This is a genomic window from Brachybacterium sp. YJGR34, from assembly GCF_003347015.1.
Classification (GTDB): domain Bacteria; phylum Actinomycetota; class Actinomycetes; order Actinomycetales; family Dermabacteraceae; genus Brachybacterium.
Window position 1 is genome coordinate 34947 of the sequence record NZ_PNFB01000005.1, and the last position, 16361, is coordinate 51307.

Sequence of the window (16361 nt, forward strand, 5' to 3'; positions counted from 1 at the left end):
TCACCCCTGACGACCCCACAGTCTTCCCAGCACCGCTCGCCGTCAGATCACTAGGAGTAGACAGACCATGCGCAATCGAAGTGGCCTCATCCTGCCGGATTCCCACCGCCACCCGTCCCGTCGGCGGCTGCTCCAGCTGGGCGGAGTCGGTGTCGGAGCAGGCCTGCTCGCGGCCTGCGGCCCCGCCGTCGGAGGCGGCGACAGCGACAGCAATGCCGACGTGGCAGCCCAGACAGACTGGACCACCGTCGTGCCCGCCGACTCGATCACCTTCATGTCGCTGCAGGCGGACACCGAGCTCGAGCAGGCACTGGTCGCCGAGTTCACCGCCGACACGGGTATCGCGGTCAACCACGTCTCCGGCGGCGGATCCTACGAGGACCTCGCGCAGAACTTCCGGGCATCGGCCGGAACCTCCGAGCAGCCGGACGTCGCGCAGGCCTCAGATGTCTTCTGGTTCCAATACGTGACGACCGGTCACACCATTCCCGTGGACGGGCTGCTGGAACACCTCGAGGTCGATGTCGCCGACTTCCAGGAGGCGCTCTACGGCGACTACGAGTACGAGGGGCAGCACTGGGCGATGCCCTACGGCCGCTCCACGCCGATGTTCTACTACAACAAGGAGGTCTGGGAAGCTGCCGGTCTGCCCGACCGCGGCCCCGACACCTGGAGCGAGTTCCTCGAGTGGACCCCGCAGATCCAGTCGGCGCTCCCGGCCGAGGGGGCCGCGATGGGCTGGACCGCACCGTCCCCCTCCGGCACCGCCTGGTTCGCGCAGAGCATCCTGTGGGCGCACGATGCGGCGTTCTCTCACGAATGGGAGTGGAGCCTCGACACCGAGGAGGCCCTCTGGGTGGGCAACTTCTACCGCGACGCCTTCCACGGGCCAGATGCCTGGTCCAAGATCGCTGTGGACCAGGCCGCGGAATTCGGGGCCGGCCTCTACGGGTCCATCATGGGCTCCACCGGCGGCATCGTGACCTACCGCGAGATGCTGCCGTCCCTCGGCGTCGCCTTCATGCCCGGCGGCACCATCCCGGACGACGCTCCCCGTGTCCCGACCGGCGGCAACGGCCTGGCGATCACCGGACCCACCCCGGAGAAGCAGCTTGCCGGCGGCATGCTCCTCGCACACCTCGCGACGCCGGAGAATGCGGCTCGCTGGGCTGTGGACACCGGGTACATGCCGACCCGTAAGGCGTCGATCGAGACCGAGACCATGCAGACTGCGATCGAGGAGGTCCCCGATCGCCAGATCCCGATCGATCAGCTCGCCATCACCAAGGTCCAGGACTACGCGCGAGCCCTTCTGCCCGGCGGTGACCTGCTGATCACGGAGCACTTCGAGCGGATCATCCTCGCCGGGGAGGAGCCCGAGGGCGTCTTCGAGGAGCTCACCGCCGCGTTCCAGCGTGCGCACGAGCAGAACGTCGAGCCCTACGACGTATGACGCCGCGCATCGTCGCTCACCGTGGCAACTCGTCGGTCGCTCCGGAGAACACCCTGGCGGCGCTGGTCAGCGCCGCCAGGGCCGACGCCCACATGATCGAGATCGACCTGCAGATGACGACGGACGGCGTCGGAGTGGTCTTCCATGACCATCCGCTCGGGCGTACGGCGGCCGGCACCGGACTGCTGCGGGATCTCGACAGCGCAGCGGTCGCCGGTCTCGACGTGGGTTCCTGGTTCGACCCTGCGTTCGCCGGCACCGCGGTCCCGCTGCTGCCCGAGGTGCTCGAGCTGCTTCGGCGCTACGAGTCCCTGGGACTGCTGCTCGAGGTGAGCGGGCCGTGGAAGGCGGACGCGCTTGCCCGGGAGCTCGCCACCATCAGCGACGCCGGTCTGGCAGAACGGGTGATCGTGCAGAGCTTCGCGCTGGAGTCACTCGAGATCTCTCGGGATGTCGCTCCCTCCCTGCAGCTCGGATACCTGAGTGCGACCTGGGGAGACAGCGTGATGGAGTCCTGCGCGCAGGTGGATGCGCAGTGGTGCAACGTGAACTGGGACGTCATCGGCGAGAACCCCGATGTGGTCGAGGCGAATCGTGAGCGGGGGTTGCGGACCATGGCCTGGACGGTGAACGAGCCCGAGAAGTGGGCTGCAGCGATCGATGCCGGCGTCGACGGCATCATCACCGATCGGCCCGACCGGCTGCGAGGCTGGCTCGCCGCCCGGCGCTGATCCTCTCCGGCTAGCGACCTGAGGATGCATGCCCTGCCCGCGATCTGCGGTCAGGGCGTGCACAGTCCCCTGGGGCGGGAGGTCAGACGGCCGCTCCGGTCCGAGGGGGTACGGCATCGCGCGCCGCCAGGACCTCGGCCGGTGCGTCCGTGCAGATCGCATCTGCCCCCATGGCTGCAATCTCCAGGGCGCGCACGGGATCGTTGATGGTCCAGACCCAGGCCTCCATCCCTGCCGTGTGGATGCTCGAGATGATCTCAGGAGTGAGGTTCTGCTCGTAGATCGAGAGCCCGGGTGCGTTCAGTCGTCGCGCGAACTCGAGGGCATCCGTCCAGTCGAGCGCCAGGCGATGCAGTTTCTCGGCCTGCTCCGGCGTCATCTGCTCGGCGTACCTCCGGGCCAGCGCCTCGGCGTTTCGCCGGTCACCCAGGGTCAACGGGTACACCGGCGCCTTCGCGCGCCGGTGGAGATCCTCCAGCGTTGCCCAGTGCCCGGAGGAGATGAACCAGTCGAGATCGTCCACGCCGGAGACGGCCTCGAGCACGCCGTCGGCGGCGTCGGGATCCTTGATCTCGATGTTCACGCGGAGCTTCCCGGCCGCGAGCTCCAGAACCTCATTGAGCGTCGGCACATGCTCTCCGTTGCCCGCGTTCACGCCACGCAGCTCCACGGACGTCCACTCCTTCACCGGGCCCCTCGCCTCCGTGGTGCGGTCCAGCGTGTCGTCGTGGATCACGACGATGCGGCCGTCCTTGGCCCGGTAGCAGTCGAGTTCTATGCCGTCAGCGCCGCACTCCAGTGCTGCCGAGAAAGCTGCGAGCGTGTTCTCCGGTGCGTCGATCGATGCACCGCGGTGGGCGTAAACCTTCATGGAAGTCCTCACGGTGGGAGATGCTCTGCGGGAACGCTACGGGACCCATACGAACAGTCGGTGCTGGTGGAATGAACGTTCTCCTCAGTGGCCCTTGCTGCCACCCGGGCTCACGGCGCCGAGAGCTCCTCCCGATACTCCTCGATGAGCGCGACGATCGCCGGATCCTCCTCGACTGCAGAGAGATCCTCGTAGAGGAAGCCCGAGTGGTCGATCAGCACGTAGCTCCCGCCCTGCACCTCGAACGTCAGGTCGAGGCGACCCAGGTAGTGCTCCTGCTCGCCGCCTCCGGCCGTGATCGGGACGGTGTGTCCCTCGGGATTCAGCTCGGTCTCCGGGGTGCGGAGCACGATGTGGCTGTCCCCACCGATCACGGCGTCCACGCCCGCGACCTGCGCGATCCGGTGGTCGTCGGGGTTGCCGGCGTGGCTGAGCGCCACGGTGACATCGGCCTTCGCGCCGACCTCCTCGATCAGGCCGCCCTCGAGCGCGTCGACGGGATCGATGAAGTCGAGCGTCTCGACGTCCTCCCACTCGCGCTGCTCCGGCTTCATGGAGGTCAGGCCGATGATCCCCACCTTCACGCCTCCCAAGTTCTGCGTGACGTGGGGCTTCGTGAACGAGAGGTGCTTGCCAGTCTCCGCGACCACCACGTTGCCCAGCAGGATCGGGAAGTTCAGCGTGCGCTGGTAGTCCTTCATCTGCTCGTACGAGTCCTCAGCGGTGCCGGAGCCGGCCGGGAACACCCGGAAGTCGTTGTTGCCGATGACGGTCGCGTCGAAGCCGATCTCCTTGAGGATCTCGGTCTCCAGCGCCCCCTGGAACGTCTCGAACTCGCCGCGCAGGAACAGATCGCCGGCATCGAGCACGAGGACGTTCTCCTCCTCGTCACGCACCTGGTCGATCAGCGTCGCGTACTTCGCCACGTTGTTCTCGTGGGGCTGGCCGTCCTTGCCGGTGACGGTCTCCCGCAGGTGTCCGTGGAGATCGTTGGTGTGCATGATCGTCAGCGCGAAGCGCCTGCCCTCCGTGAGCTTCGCGCCCTGCGCGCCCGAGGGCGCCGCGACCGCGGACGCCGCGGGCGCGAGCAGGCCGACGGTGAGCGCGGCGGTGACGAGGCGGCGGCGGGACAGGGCGGTCATGGTGGGCTCCGTTCGGATGGGGGCACGTGCTGCTCGAGCCGAGTGCCCCCATCCCAGCGGATCCGCATGACACGGAGACGACGGGGACGAGCGGTGCGGTGACGACGAGATGAACGGGGAGTGCCGAGGTCCCGGAGCCCGCGATTCAGCGCACGGGTCATCGTCGATCGCAGCGGAACGCACCGGCCCCGCCACCCGAGTGGGCGGCGGGGCCGGTCGGGCGCTGGCTCCGGCCTCAGCAGGGAACGGCGACCTCGTCGGTCTCCTCGGCCTCCGGCGCGGCCGCCACGGCGCGCGCCTGCTGGCGCCGGTGCACCGCGTACGACCAGCCCGCGATCCCCAGGCCGAGGATCGCGAGCACCACGCCGGTCCAGGCCGGGGCCAGCAGGCCCCAGCCCGCGGCGAGCACGGCCGCGCCCAGCGCCGCGCCCAGGGAGTTGCCGATGTTCAGCGCCGAATGGTGCAGCGCGGCGGCGAGGGAGGGGGCGTCGGGGGAGGCGTCCAGCAGGAACAGCTGCAGCGAGGGGCCCATGAGCTGGGAGGTCACGGCGATCGCCAGCAGCAGGATCATCCCGGCCACCGCATTCTCGGCGACCAGCGCGAACACGGCCAGGCTGAGCGCCATGCCGATCAGGCCCAGGAAGATCGTGCCGTAGACGCTGCGATCGGCGAGGCGCCCGGCGAGGATGTTCCCCGCCGTCATGCCGAATCCGAACACCAGCAGCGCGAGCGGCACGGCCCTCTCACCGAGGCCCATCACCCCCGGCACGATCTCGCCGATGTAGCTGTAGACCGCGAACATGCCGCCGAAGCCGATGGCGCCGATGCCGAGGGCGAACCACACCTGCACCCGCCGCAGCGCCCGCAGCTCGCCGCGGATCGAACCGGTCGCGCCCGTCCCCTCCGGCTCCGGCACCAGGCGCCAGATCGCGACGGTGCTGGCGGCGGCGACCAGCACCACGATCACGTAGGCGGAGCGCCATCCGATGGACTGGCCCAGCGCCGTCGAGGCCGGGACCCCGAGCATCGTGGCGATCGTCAGGCCCAGCATCACCAGGGACACGGAGCGGGCGCGCCGTCCCGGCGGGGACAGGCGCGCGGCGACCAGCGAGGCGACGCCGAAGTAGGCGCCGTGGGGGAGGCCGGCGAGGAAGCGTGCGATCGCGAGCACGGTGAAGTCCGGGGCCAGGGCGGACAGGAGGTTCCCCACGCCGATCAGGGCGATCAGCAGCACCAGCAGCCGGGCTCGGGGGACCCGCACGGCCGCGATGGTCACCAGCGGCGCGCCGATCACCACGCCGAGCGCGTAGAGGGTGATGAGCATCCCGGCCTGCGGGATGCTCACCGCGAGGTCGTCGGCGATCTGCGGGAGCAGGCCCATGGTCGCGAACTCGGTGGTGCCGATCGCGAAGGCGCCCAGCGACATGGCCAGGATCACCAGCCGCAGACGGCCGGGGGGCAGCGGGGCGGGCGGGGCAGCGGCAGGCGTGGTCACGGGTCTCCAGCGCAGAAAGGGGGCGGGGCATCGCTGCCGACGCTGGAAGCGGTGAGTACCCCTCGATCGTAGAGGGGGCGGGGTCGGTGGTGCCAGCGAGCGTGGCGAACCTCGGCGATGTCACCACCGGGGCACCCGCGGCGACTTGCGATATTACAAGGATCACGTTCAAGCGAGTTTGCGATGATCGCAAGGTGTCCGTATGGTCGATTGTCGGACAGACATGAGGACGACACGGATGAAAGGGAGCTCGACGTACATGAGACCACCGACTCACCCAGGTGTAACGGCTGATCACGAGCCCGTACCGGATGCTGGACGTGATGCCGTGAGCTCCCCGGCGGTGCGGGCCACCCGCCGTGGCGTCCTCGGTGGTGGCGTGGGGCTCGGGCTGAGCGCCATTCTGGCTGCTTGCGGCAGCACGGCGGCGCCCGCGGAGCAGTTCGATCTCGAGGGGCCCCCGACCACGGGCGGAACGGTCCGCGTGGGCTTCGTCGGCGGCGGCGCCTCGGACACCCTCGACGGCGCGAACGCCACCAACCTCGGCGACATCGCCCGCGCCGTGAACGTCTACAGCACGCTGCTCTCCTTCGACGACGACTACGTGCTGCAGCCCATGCTCGCCACCTCGGTCACCCCCAACGAGGACGCCACCGTGTGGACCGTCGTGTTGCGGGACGGCGTGAGCTTCAGCGACGGACGGCCGCTGCGGCCCGAGGACGTCGTGGCGAGCTTCGAGAGGATCGTCGACCCCGAGGACCCCAAGTCCGGCGCCGCCTCCCTCGCCCACCTGCAGGAGATCGTCCCCGTCGACGGGCGCACCATCGAGTTCCGCCTCGCGACCTCGGACACCGCCCTGGACGAGTCGCTCGGCCAGTACACCTCGATCATCGTCCCGGAGGACTTCGACGCCGCCCACCCGGTGGGCACCGGCCCGTTCACCGTGGAGAGCTTCACCCCCGGGCAGTCCACCGAGCTGCGGCGCAATCCGCACTACTGGGGCGAGGACGGCCCCTACCTGGACACGGTCAGCCTGCTGAACTTCAACGACACCGATGCGCTGATCAACGCGCTGCTGTCGAACCAGGTCGACGCCGTCGCCCAGATCCCCTCGGCGCTGACCGAGGTGATCGGTGCGGACGAGCGGATCAGGATCCTCGACTCCGAGACCGGCATGTACCTGCCCTTCACGATGCGCGTGGATCGGGCCCCCTTCGACGACGAGCGGGTCCGCCAGGCCTTCCGCCTGGCCGTGGACCGCGAGGGGATGATCGAGCAGGTCCTCTCCGGCAAGGGCACCCTCGGCAACGACATGTACGCCGTCTTCGATCCCTCCTACCCGGACGAGCTGCCGCAGCGCGCCCAGGACATCGCCGAGGCGAAGCGACTGCTGGCCGAGGCCGGTCATCCCGACGGCCTCGAGGTCGAGCTGGTCACCGCCCCGATCCAGTCCGGCGTGGTCGAGGCGGCGCAGGTCTTCGCCGAGCAGGCCGCCGAGGCGGGCATCACGGTGTCGATCAACCGCATGGACCTCACGGCGTACTGGACCGACTACCTCGAGTACGACTTCTCCCAGACGTTCTGGTACACCCGCAACTTCCTGGCCCAGTCCAACGCCGCGGTGATGCCCGGCGCCCCGTTCAACGAGACGCACTGGGAGGACGAGGAGTTCACCGCGCTGGTGGAGGAGGCCCGCACGGTGGTCGACGACGCGGCGCGCGGCGAGCTCATCGCCCGTGCCCAGGAGATCCTGTACGACCGCGGCGGCTACCTCCTCTGGGGCTTCGCCAACCAGGTCGACGCCTATCAGGGGTACCTCGGCGGCTTCGTCGAGAACCGCACGGGAATACCGCTGTCCGGCTTCCGCCTGGACCGCGTGTGGATCGGAGAGGCCGCATGATCGTCCAGCTCATCATCCGACGCCTGGCGATCAGCCTGGTCATCCTCCTGGCCATCTCCGTGCTCGTCTTCGGCGCCACGCTGCTGCTCCCGGGCGACCCGGCCCTGGCCATCCTCGGCCAGCAGGCCACCCCGGAGCGCATCCAGGCGCTGCACGAGCAGATGCACCTCGACGATCCCGCCTGGAGTCGCTATCTCTCCTGGCTCGGCGGGCTGTTCACGGGCGACCTGGGCACCTCGGTGGCCTCCGGCCAGCCGGTCGCGGAGCTGGTGGGCGAGCGCGCCCGCGCCTCCGTGGTGCTCATGATCGCCGCGGCGCTGATCAGCGTCCCGGCGGGCATCGCCCTGGGCATCTGGTCCGCTCTGCGCCGCGGTCGCACCGTCGACAGCGCGATCACGGGCATCTCCCTGGTGCTCGCGGCCCTGCCCGAGTTCGTCATCGGCATCGCGCTGGTGGCCCTGTTCGCCACCACGGTGTTCAGCATCCTGCCCGCGGTCACGATGGCTCCCCCGGGGACCCAGCCCTGGGACTTCCCCGCGCAGCTGATCCTGCCCATCGCGGTGCTGGTCCTGGTGGTCACCCCGTACATCGCCCGGATGATGCGGGCGACGATGCTCGAGGTGCTCGACTCCGGATATGTGGAGATGGCCCGCCTCAAGGGCGTTCCCGAGCGCCGCGTGATCCTGCGCCACGCCCTGCCCCATGCCATCGGCCCCGTGGCCCAGGTGGTCGCGATCCAGCTGGCCTGGATGGCCGGCGGCGTGGTGGTCGTCGAGTACCTGTTCCGCTATCCCGGACTGGGACAGGCCCTGATCGACGCGGTCAACTACCGCGACGTGCAGGTGGTGCAGGCGGTGACCATGATCGTCGCGGTCATCTACATCGTCGTGAACCTGCTGGCGGACATCGTCGGCATCCTCGCCAACCCGAAGCTTCGCACCGGAGGTGACAGGTGATGACGCACGCCACGACTCCAGACTCCGCCGTCGATCCCACGACCGTCGACCCGTCGGGCGCCGGTCCCGCGCGCTCCGCCCCGGACCGTCCCGCACGGCGCAGCACCCTCGTCACCCGGACCTGGGCGCAGCGCCAAGCGAAGGTCGGCGTGGTGCTGACGGCCCTGATCGTCCTCATCGCCGTCATCGGGCCGCTGCTGCTGCCCTGGGCCACCGGCTACACCGCGACCGGATTCGCCGATCGCCCCTTCCAGGACACCGGCCTGTTCGGCACCGACAACCTGGGCCGGGACGTGCTCAGCCGCTTCCTCGCCGGAGGCACCTCCCTGCTGCTCTACTCGGTGCTCGCCACCGCGCTGGGCCTGTTCCTGGGCATGCTGTTCGGGATGGTCGCCGCCTACATCGGCGGCTGGCTGGACGCGCTGATCATGCGCTCGAACGACGTGCTGCTGGCGATCCCGCAGCTGGTGTTCGCGCTGCTGGCCATCACCGTGCTGGGTCCGCAGCCCTGGGTGCTGGTGGCCGTCATCGCCATCACCCACGCCCCCCGCATCGCCCGCGTGACGCGGGCGGCGACCCTCGACGTCATCGGCGAGGACTACATCCGCGCCGCGGAGATGTACGCGGTGCCGCGCCGACGGATCCTGTTCCGCGAGGTGCTGCCCAACATCACCGGCCCGCTGGCGGTCGAGGCCGGTCTGCGCCTGACCTACTCCATCGGCGCGATCGCCTCGCTGTCCTTCCTGGGCCTGGGCATGCAGCCGCCGGCCGCGGACTGGGGCCTGATGATCAACGAGAACCGCATCGCCCTGTCCCTGCAGCCCTGGGGCGTCATGCTCCCGGTGCTCGCCATCGCCGTCCTGACCATCGGAACCAACCTCATCGCGGACTCGATCGCACGGGCCTCCGCGAGCGCGAACGTAGGGGAGAAGTGATGTCCAGAGCACGCAGCGCCGAGGCGACCCTCACGCCCACCGGGGCGCCGATGGTCGACGGCTCCGCCTGGCACGAGCAGGTCGCCGCGGGCGGCGACGTCCTCGAGATCGAGGACCTGCGGATCGCCACCACCGCCGGCGGCCGCGAGGTGGTCCGCGGCGTCGACCTCCACCTGCGCCAGGGGGAGCTGCTCGCCCTGGTCGGGGAGTCCGGCTCCGGGAAGACCACGGTGGGGCTGGCGACCCTGGGCCACTTCCGGTCGGGCCTCACCCACGCCGGCGGCTCCGTCACCATCCACCCCTCGAACACCACGGCCCCGGCGCTGATGACCGCGCTGGGGGAGGAGTCGCTGCGCCGTCTGCGCGGCTCGCGGGTCTCCTACATCCCGCAGGACCCCGCGCTGTCGTTGAACCCGGCCATGCGCGTCGGCGAGCAGATCGGCGAGGTCCTCGAGATCCACGAGTTCGGGTCCTCCGAGGCCGAGCGCATCGAGCGCGTGCGCAGCGTGCTGCGGGAGGTCGGTCTGCCGGACGACGACGCCTACCGCCGCCGCTGGCCCCACCAGCTCTCCGGCGGTCAGCAGCAGCGCATCGGCATCGCCATGGCCTTCGCGATGTACCCGGACGTGCTGGTGCTCGACGAGCCGACGACCGGGCTGGACGTCTCCACGCAGGCCGTGGTGCTCGAGACCATCCGGGAGATGACGGTGACGAACCGCGTCGCCGCCCTCTACATCACCCACGACCTCGCCGTGGTCGCCGAGATCGCCGACCGCGTGGCCGTCATGCTGCAGGGCGAGCTGGTCGAGGAGGGTCCCACGGACGAGGTGCTCCGCGCGCCCCGCCACCGGTACACCCGCACCCTGCTCGCCGCCGTCCCCGACCTCGCCGGCAGGAACCGGATCGGCGAGTTCGAGGCGCGTCGCCGCGCCGTCGAGGCGGCGGAGGCGGACGCGGCCCGGACCTCGGACCCGGACTCCGGCCCGGCCGCCGCGCGCGGCGAGGACCGCCCCGTCGCGGCTCCGGCGCCCGCCGCCGCCCCCGGGGACCCGCTGATCGCCGTGCGCGACGTGTCGCTGTCCTACGGCGAGAAGCAGGTGCTCAGCAGCGTGGACCTCACGCTGCGCGCCGGGGAGTGCACGCTGCTGCTGGGCGAGTCCGGATCGGGCAAGACCACCCTGTCCCGGTCGATCGCGGGTCTGCTGGACCACTGGTCGGGCTCCATCTCCTATCAGGGGACGGAGCTGGCGCCGTCCACGCGGCGTCGCAGCCTCGCCCAGCGCCAGGACATCCAGTACGTCTTCCAGTCCCCGTTCTCCTCGCTGAACCCGCGGCGCACGCTGGGCCAGTCCCTCGCGGTGCCGCTGGAGATGTCCGGCGATCTCAGCGCCGCCGAGCGCACCCAGCGGGTGCGCGAGGCGCTGGACGCCGTGCGGCTGGGCCGGGCCTTCATCGACCGTCGCCCGGGGGACCTCTCCGGCGGCGAGCGGCAGCGCGCCGCGATCGCCCGCGCGCTGGTGAACATGCCGCGGGTGCTGATCTGCGACGAGATCACCTCGGCGCTGGACGTGTCGGTCCAGGCCAGCATCATCGATCTGCTGACCCGTCTGCGGGAGGAGAGGGGCCTGTCGATGCTCTTCGTCACCCACAACATCGCCCTGGCCCGCCACGTGGCCGAGCGCGTCGCGGTCCTCGACCACGGCGTGATCGTCGACGATGGTCCCACGGACCAGGTGCTGACCGCTCCGAGCAACACCTACACCGAGGAGCTGCTGGCGAACATCCCGTCCCTCTGAGGACGGGAGGGCGCCGTGCCGCAGCGGTTCCGGTGCCGCCCACCAGCAGCCGACGACGCAGGGGAAGACCTCATGTCGACATCGAAGACACCCATCACCGGGGCGGACGGCGCCGAGGCGCCCGCGGCCACCGACGCGGAGGCGGTGCGCGCCCGGGTGCGCTCCTGCATCGCCAGCTCCGGGCTCGCCCAGCGCGAGTTCGCCCGGCGGATCGAGCTGGAGGAGTCCAAGCTGTCCAAGGCCCTCGGCGGCACCCGCCGCTTCGGGCCGGAGGAGCTGGTGCGCATCGCGACCGTCGGCGGTGTGACCGTGAACTGGCTGGTGTCCGGATCGGACGCGGGCAGCGGACCGGCCGCGGTGCCCGATGCGATGAGCCTGCCGCGCCGGATCCGGGAGACCCCGGATCAGGTGCGTCGGCGCCAGGAGATCGTCGAGGCCGCCTGGCAGCTGTTCGCCTCCCGCGGGCTGCACGGCGTGAAGATCACCGAGATCGCCGCGGAGGCGAAGGTCAGCACCGCCGCGGTGTACTACTACTTCGACAGCAAGCGGGAGCTGTTCGAGGAGACGCTGCGCTACTCGGTGAAGCTCGCCTTCGATCGACAGGTCGCCACCCTCTCCCTCATCGAGGACCCGCGCGAGCGGCTCGAGCACCTCATCGGCCTGCAGCTGCCCACCGGCAGCGCCGGGGCCCAGGAGTTCTCGATCTGGCTGCAGGCCTGGTCCGAGGTCTCCATCGGCGCCGGCTCCCAGCAGAACCAGGCCTTCGCCTACCAGCGCTGGTACCGCACCGTGCGCGACGTGCTGCGCGAGGGCCAGGAGGCCGGGGTGTACGTCGACGAGCCGGTCGAGGACCTCACCACCCAGCTGACCAGCCTGATCGACGGCCTCGGGATCAAGGTCCTGGTGGGGACCCTCGACGTCGAGCAGATGCGCACCCAGGTCCATCGCTTCCTCGCCCGCCTCGAGGTGGACCGCCCCTGAGGGACCCGCCCCTCTCCCACCCACCGCCCCACCCCCAGAACCACGACCCCGAGAAAGGGATCTCCATGAGCCGCCCCGTCATCCTCACCGCCGCCCTCACCGGCGCCGGTGACACCACCGCCAAGAGCGAGCACGTCCCGGTCACCCCCGAGCAGATCGCCGCCGACGCGATCGCCTCCGCCCGCGCCGGCGCCTCCGTCGTCCACATCCACGTCCGCGACGTCGAGACCGGCCTGGCCTCCCGCGACGTGGCCCTCTACCGGGAGGTGGTGCGGCTGGTCGGGGAGAGCGACGTCGATCCGGTCATCAACCTCACCGCCGGCATGGGCGGCGATCTCGTCCTCGACCCGAGCGATCCCACCCGCGAGCTGGGCCGACTGGAGGGCAGCGACCTGATCAGCGGCCTGGACCGTCTGCCGCACGTGGAGCAGCTGCTCCCGGAGATCTGCACCCTGGACTGCGGCACCCTCAATTTCGGCGAGGGCAGCCAGATCTACGTCAGCACGCCGGACATGCTCCGCGAGGGCGCCGCGCGCATCAAGGAGCTCGGCGTGAAGCCGGAGATGGAGATCTTCGACACCGGCCAGCTGTGGTTCGCCAACGTCATGGTCGCCGAGGGGCTGATCGCCCCGCCGCCGATGTACCAGCTGTGCATGGGGATCCCCTATGGCGCCCCGGTCGACCCCGGCCTGCTCGACGCCATGGTGCACATGCTCCCCGAGGGGGCGCAGTGGACGTCCTTCGCCATCGGCCGCAACCAGCTGCGCTGGGTGGCGCAGTCGGTGCTGCTGGGCGGCCACGTCCGCGTGGGCCTCGAGGACAACCTCTACCTCCGCAAGGGCGTCAAGGCCACCAACGCCCAGCTCGTCGAGGAGGCCGGGAAGATCGTCGACTCCCTCGGCGACCGGATCGCCACCCCCGACGAGGCCCGCGACATCCTCCAGCTCGACCGAAAGGCTCCCACCGCATGACCACCTCCTCCGCTCCGCAGACCCCCGGCACGCCCCTGCCGGACGCCGCCTCGATCACCACCATCGCCTGCGTCGGCATCGGCACCATCGGCGGCGGCTGGGCCGCGTACTTCCTCGCCCGCGGCTACCGGGTCCAGGCCTGGGACCCCTCGCCCGAGGCGGGCGAGCGGGTCCGCGCGCTCATCGACGCGGCCTGGCCGGCCCTGACCCAGCTGGGTCTCGCCGAGGGCGCCGACCCGCACAACATCTCCGTGCACACCGATCTCGCCGAGGCGCTCGACGGCGCCGAGTTCGTGCAGGAGAACGCCCCCGAGGTGCTGGAGATGAAGCAGCAGCTGCTCGCGGACATCGACGAGCACGCCGCCCCCGGCGTCGTCATCGCCTCCTCCACCTCCGGCTACTCCATGACGGAGATGGCGGTCAAGGCCACCCATCCGGAGCGGCTGGTCGTCGGCCATCCCTTCAACCCGCCCTACCTCATCCCGCTGGTCGAGGTGGTCGGCGGCGAGAGCACCGACCCGGCGGTCGTGGACTGGACCTCGCGGTGGTACGAGCAGCTGGGCAAGTCCGTGATCACGATGGACCGCGAGGTGCCCGGCTTCATCGCCAACCGCCTGCAGGAGGCGCTGTGGCGCGAGGCGCTGCACATGGTGGACAACGGCGAGGCGACGGTCGAGCAGATCGACCGCTCCATCACCGACGGCCCCGGGCTGCGCTGGCCCCTGCAGGGTCCCATGCTCACCTTCCACCTCGCCGGCGGGCCCGGCGGGATGGCCCACATGCTCGACCACTTCGGGCCCTCGCTGAAGTCCCCGTGGACCCGCCTGGAGGCCCCGGAGCTGACCGACGAGCTGCGAGATGCGGTCGTCGCCGGCTGTGACGAGGAGGCCGACGGTCGCACCGTGCCCGAGCTGATCGCCCAGCGCGACCAGGCGATCATCGCGGTGCGCCAGGTGGTCGAGCAGCTGCGCCGCGAGACCGGCGCATGAGCTCTCTGAGCCCTCACCGCAGCGCGGTGCGCGAGGAGTGGATCGACTACAACGGCCACCTCTCCGAGGCGTACTACGTGCTCGTGTTCGGCCATGCCACCGACCAGGTCATGGAGCAGATCGGGCTGGGGCCGGCCGAGCGTGAGCGCACGGGCTCCTCGCTGTACACCGTCGAGGCGCACGTGCGGTACCTGCAGGAGGTGGCACTCGGCGCGGAGCTCGAGGTCACCACCGTGATCGCCGGATCCGCAGCCAAGAAGCTGCACCTGGCTCACGAGATGCGCTCGGGCGGTGAGCTGGTCGCCACCGAGGAGATCCTCGCCCTGCACGTCGCGGGCGAGCCCGCCCGGGCCACGCCGTTCCCGGAGTCCGTCGCCGCGCGGATCGCCGAGCTCACCGCTGCGGGGGCCGACGCTCCCGCGCCCGAGTGGACCGGCCGCGCGATCCGCGTCTGACCGCCCCACCACCGTCCGTCCCCTCCAGGAGGTATCCACCGATGTCCACGCCCACCCCGTCCGCCGAGGACACGACCGGGGTCGTCGTCCGTGCGTCCGACGGCCTGCCCGGCGACATCGCCGAGCGTCTGGTCGACGTCTTCGCACGTCACCTCGCCGCCACCGACGGCGGGATGGCGTTCTCCGTCCACCGCGCCGGACAGCCGCTGCTGCAGCTGCACGGCGGGCGGGCGGCGCCGGGGCGGGCGTGGACGGAGGACACCATGGCGGTGCTCTTCTCCGGCACCAAGGGCCTGACCGCGACCCTCGCGGCGATCCTGATCGGCCGCGGACAGCTGGATCCCGAGGCCCCGGTTGCGGAGTGCTGGCCGGAGTTCGCGGCCGCCGGCAAGGAGCAGGTGCGCATCCACCACCTGCTCGACCACACCGTCGGCCTGCCCTATGTCGATCCCGACCCGGCCACGCAGGCCGAGGTGCTCGACAACCGCCTGATGGCCGAGCGCCTGGCGGCGCAGCCGACCCTGTGGGAGCCGGGCACGAAGGTCGCCTACCACGCGATCACCTACGGCTACCTGCTGGCGGAGGTGATGCGCCGGGTCACCGGGCGCGGCCCCGGCGAGCTGCTGCGCACCGAGCTGGCCGAGCCCCTGGGCCTGGACTTCCACCTGGGCCTGCCCGCGGCGGAGGAGGAGCGCGTCGCCCCGGTGTTCCGCGCCCCGGACTACCGGATCTCCACCTATCTGGAGGACGACCCGGAGCGCCGGGCGATCGTGAACCGGATGTACGGCAGCAGCCTGACCGCCGAGCAGCCGCCGTTCAACACCCGTGAGCACCACGCGGCGGAGCTCGCCGCCGGCGGCGCGATCGGAACGGCCGATGCGATGTCGCGTCTCTACTCCCTGCTGATCTCCCCGGAGTCGCTGCCGGCGCCGATCGTCCCGGCCGAGACCCTGGCGCGGGCCACCCGGACCTGGTCCGAGGGGAAGGACGCGATCAACGACCGGCCGGTGCGCTTCGGGCTGGGCTACGAGCTCGACGACCCGCTGGGCACCTACGGCCCGGTGCGCCCCGCCCTGGGCCACAGCGGCGCCGGTGGCGGGCTGCACGGGGCCTGGCCGGAGAAGGATCTCGCCTTCTCCTTCCTGCCGTCGATGATGCAGAGCGAGGACGTGGATCGACGGGTCAAGGACCTGCTGGCGGTGCTGGCCGAGGCCTGAGGGCCGCGGCGGGGCGGCCCGGGGCGGAAGGCTCGTCGGCGGGCGCGCGGATCCCGGTACTGTGCTGGTGAGCCGGTCGCAGCAGCCCGGCACCCGCGTGCCCGACGACTCCGCGCGGGCCCTCGATCCGATGGGACGCATCATGGAACACCTCACCGTCGCCGGCCACTCCGAGCCCATCCCCACCTCCGCCGTCGCCGCGTCGCTCCTGGAGAAGCGGCTTGAGGAGACGCGCTCCGCACGCGGCGCCGAGGCGGCGGACGCGCTCGAGGCCCTCGTCGGCGAACGGCTCGGCTCCCTGCTCGAGGGCGGCATGCCCAGCATCGACCTGGCCACCATGCGCTCCGTCGTCGACTTCGTGGAGACGCCGAAGGAGGACGAGGCGCCGGCCACGGGCCTGGGCCGCGTGGTCCAGGACCTCAAGGACAAGGCCGCGCAGCGCGGGATGCGCTCGATGCCCTGAGCGCCG

Annotated in this window: 15 protein-coding genes; 12 read left to right on the plus strand and 3 right to left on the minus strand. The window is 70.9% G+C overall.

The features are described from left to right. The first annotated feature begins 67 nt into the window (after positions 1 to 67). Both CXH06_RS06360 and CXH06_RS06365 read left to right on the plus strand, forming a co-directional pair. Positions 68 to 1453 carry an extracellular solute-binding protein gene (locus CXH06_RS06360; protein WP_114854328.1) on the plus strand — a complete coding sequence of 462 codons (1386 nt, stop codon included), beginning with the start codon at positions 68 to 70 and terminating at the stop codon, positions 1451 to 1453. Then, positions 1450 to 2184, plus strand: coding sequence for a glycerophosphodiester phosphodiesterase family protein (locus CXH06_RS06365; RefSeq protein WP_114854329.1), 735 nt, complete (start codon positions 1450 to 1452; stop codon positions 2182 to 2184). The genes CXH06_RS06360 and CXH06_RS06365 overlap by 4 nt, the downstream gene beginning before the upstream one ends. Positions 2185 to 2266: 82 nt before the next feature. Here CXH06_RS06365 and CXH06_RS06370 read toward each other — a convergent pair whose 3' ends face one another. The 3 genes from CXH06_RS06370 to CXH06_RS06380 form a co-directional block, all read right to left on the minus strand. After that, positions 2267 to 3055, minus strand: coding sequence for a glycerophosphodiester phosphodiesterase family protein (locus CXH06_RS06370; RefSeq protein WP_114854330.1), 789 nt, complete (start codon positions 3053 to 3055; stop codon positions 2267 to 2269). 110 nt (positions 3056 to 3165) lie between these two features. Then, on the minus strand, positions 3166 to 4197 hold the full coding sequence (locus CXH06_RS06375) for a bifunctional UDP-sugar hydrolase/5'-nucleotidase (protein ID WP_114854331.1): 1032 nt from the start codon (positions 4195 to 4197) through the stop codon (positions 3166 to 3168). A gap of 235 nt (positions 4198 to 4432) precedes the next feature. Beyond that, complete coding sequence (locus CXH06_RS06380) at positions 4433 to 5692, minus strand: MFS transporter (protein WP_232820229.1); 1260 nt, start codon at positions 5690 to 5692, stop codon at positions 4433 to 4435. A 328-nt stretch (positions 5693 to 6020) separates the two neighbouring features. Between CXH06_RS06380 and CXH06_RS06385 the strand changes: the two genes are divergently transcribed. The 10 genes from CXH06_RS06385 to CXH06_RS06430 all read left to right on the plus strand — a co-directional run bounded on the left by CXH06_RS06385 (position 6021) and on the right by CXH06_RS06430 (position 16355). Then, entirely contained in the window at positions 6021 to 7592 is a 1572-nt protein-coding gene (locus tag CXH06_RS06385) for an ABC transporter substrate-binding protein (protein WP_232820230.1), read from the plus strand. Then, positions 7589 to 8548 (plus strand): ABC transporter permease, encoded by a 960-nt coding sequence (locus tag CXH06_RS06390; RefSeq protein ID WP_198684025.1) that lies wholly within the window; start codon positions 7589 to 7591, stop codon positions 8546 to 8548. Before CXH06_RS06385 ends, CXH06_RS06390 begins: the two co-directional genes overlap by 4 nt. After that, positions 8548 to 9483 (plus strand): ABC transporter permease, encoded by a 936-nt coding sequence (locus tag CXH06_RS06395; RefSeq protein ID WP_114854333.1) that lies wholly within the window; start codon positions 8548 to 8550, stop codon positions 9481 to 9483. The genes CXH06_RS06390 and CXH06_RS06395 overlap by 1 nt, the downstream gene beginning before the upstream one ends. Then, positions 9483 to 11279, plus strand: a complete 1797-nt coding sequence (locus CXH06_RS06400) for an ABC transporter ATP-binding protein (protein WP_232820231.1) — start codon at positions 9483 to 9485, stop codon at positions 11277 to 11279. Before CXH06_RS06395 ends, CXH06_RS06400 begins: the two co-directional genes overlap by 1 nt. A 72-nt stretch (positions 11280 to 11351) precedes the next feature. Further along, the gene (locus tag CXH06_RS06405; protein WP_114854334.1) at positions 11352 to 12260 is read left to right on the plus strand and encodes a TetR family transcriptional regulator C-terminal domain-containing protein; all 909 of its coding nucleotides are present in this window, start codon (positions 11352 to 11354) and stop codon (positions 12258 to 12260) included. A 65-nt stretch (positions 12261 to 12325) separates the two neighbouring features. Then, positions 12326 to 13231 carry a 3-keto-5-aminohexanoate cleavage protein gene (locus tag CXH06_RS06410; protein ID WP_114854335.1) on the plus strand — a complete coding sequence of 302 codons (906 nt, stop codon included), beginning with the start codon at positions 12326 to 12328 and terminating at the stop codon, positions 13229 to 13231. After that, on the plus strand, positions 13228 to 14220 hold the full coding sequence (locus CXH06_RS06415; protein ID WP_114854336.1) for a 3-hydroxyacyl-CoA dehydrogenase NAD-binding domain-containing protein: 993 nt from the start codon (positions 13228 to 13230) through the stop codon (positions 14218 to 14220). The genes CXH06_RS06410 and CXH06_RS06415 overlap by 4 nt, the downstream gene beginning before the upstream one ends. Next, complete coding sequence (locus CXH06_RS06420; protein ID WP_114854337.1) at positions 14217 to 14675, plus strand: thioesterase family protein; 459 nt, start codon at positions 14217 to 14219, stop codon at positions 14673 to 14675. The genes CXH06_RS06415 and CXH06_RS06420 overlap by 4 nt, the downstream gene beginning before the upstream one ends. Positions 14676 to 14716: 41 nt before the next feature. After that, positions 14717 to 15892, plus strand: coding sequence for a serine hydrolase (locus CXH06_RS06425; protein WP_114854338.1), 1176 nt, complete (start codon positions 14717 to 14719; stop codon positions 15890 to 15892). A gap of 67 nt (positions 15893 to 15959) precedes the next feature. Then, the gene (locus CXH06_RS06430; protein WP_232820232.1) at positions 15960 to 16355 is read left to right on the plus strand and encodes a hypothetical protein; all 396 of its coding nucleotides are present in this window, start codon (positions 15960 to 15962) and stop codon (positions 16353 to 16355) included. The last annotated feature ends 6 nt before the right edge of the window (positions 16356 to 16361 follow it).

What these genes read in the sequence shown, in the direction of transcription:
- CXH06_RS06410 (WP_114854335.1), top strand. Translation starts at nt 12,326, where the DNA reads ATGAGCCGCCCCGTCATCCTCACCGCCGCCCTCACCGGCGCCGGTGAC.
- CXH06_RS06365 (WP_114854329.1), top strand. Translation starts at nt 1,450, where the DNA reads ATGACGCCGCGCATCGTCGCTCACCGTGGCAACTCGTCGGTCGCTCCG.
- CXH06_RS06400 (WP_232820231.1), top strand. Translation starts at nt 9,483, where the DNA reads ATGTCCAGAGCACGCAGCGCCGAGGCGACCCTCACGCCCACCGGGGCG.
- CXH06_RS06360 (WP_114854328.1), top strand. Translation starts at nt 68, where the DNA reads ATGCGCAATCGAAGTGGCCTCATCCTGCCGGATTCCCACCGCCACCCG.
- CXH06_RS06415 (WP_114854336.1), top strand. Translation starts at nt 13,228, where the DNA reads ATGACCACCTCCTCCGCTCCGCAGACCCCCGGCACGCCCCTGCCGGAC.
- CXH06_RS06425 (WP_114854338.1), top strand. Translation starts at nt 14,717, where the DNA reads ATGTCCACGCCCACCCCGTCCGCCGAGGACACGACCGGGGTCGTCGTC.
- CXH06_RS06370 (WP_114854330.1), bottom strand. Translation starts at nt 3,055, where the DNA reads ATGAAGGTTTACGCCCACCGCGGTGCATCGATCGACGCACCGGAGAAC.
- CXH06_RS06395 (WP_114854333.1), top strand. Translation starts at nt 8,548, where the DNA reads ATGACGCACGCCACGACTCCAGACTCCGCCGTCGATCCCACGACCGTC.
- CXH06_RS06375 (WP_114854331.1), bottom strand. Translation starts at nt 4,197, where the DNA reads ATGACCGCCCTGTCCCGCCGCCGCCTCGTCACCGCCGCGCTCACCGTC.
- CXH06_RS06405 (WP_114854334.1), top strand. Translation starts at nt 11,352, where the DNA reads ATGTCGACATCGAAGACACCCATCACCGGGGCGGACGGCGCCGAGGCG.
- CXH06_RS06390 (WP_198684025.1), top strand. Translation starts at nt 7,589, where the DNA reads ATGATCGTCCAGCTCATCATCCGACGCCTGGCGATCAGCCTGGTCATC.
- CXH06_RS06420 (WP_114854337.1), top strand. Translation starts at nt 14,217, where the DNA reads ATGAGCTCTCTGAGCCCTCACCGCAGCGCGGTGCGCGAGGAGTGGATC.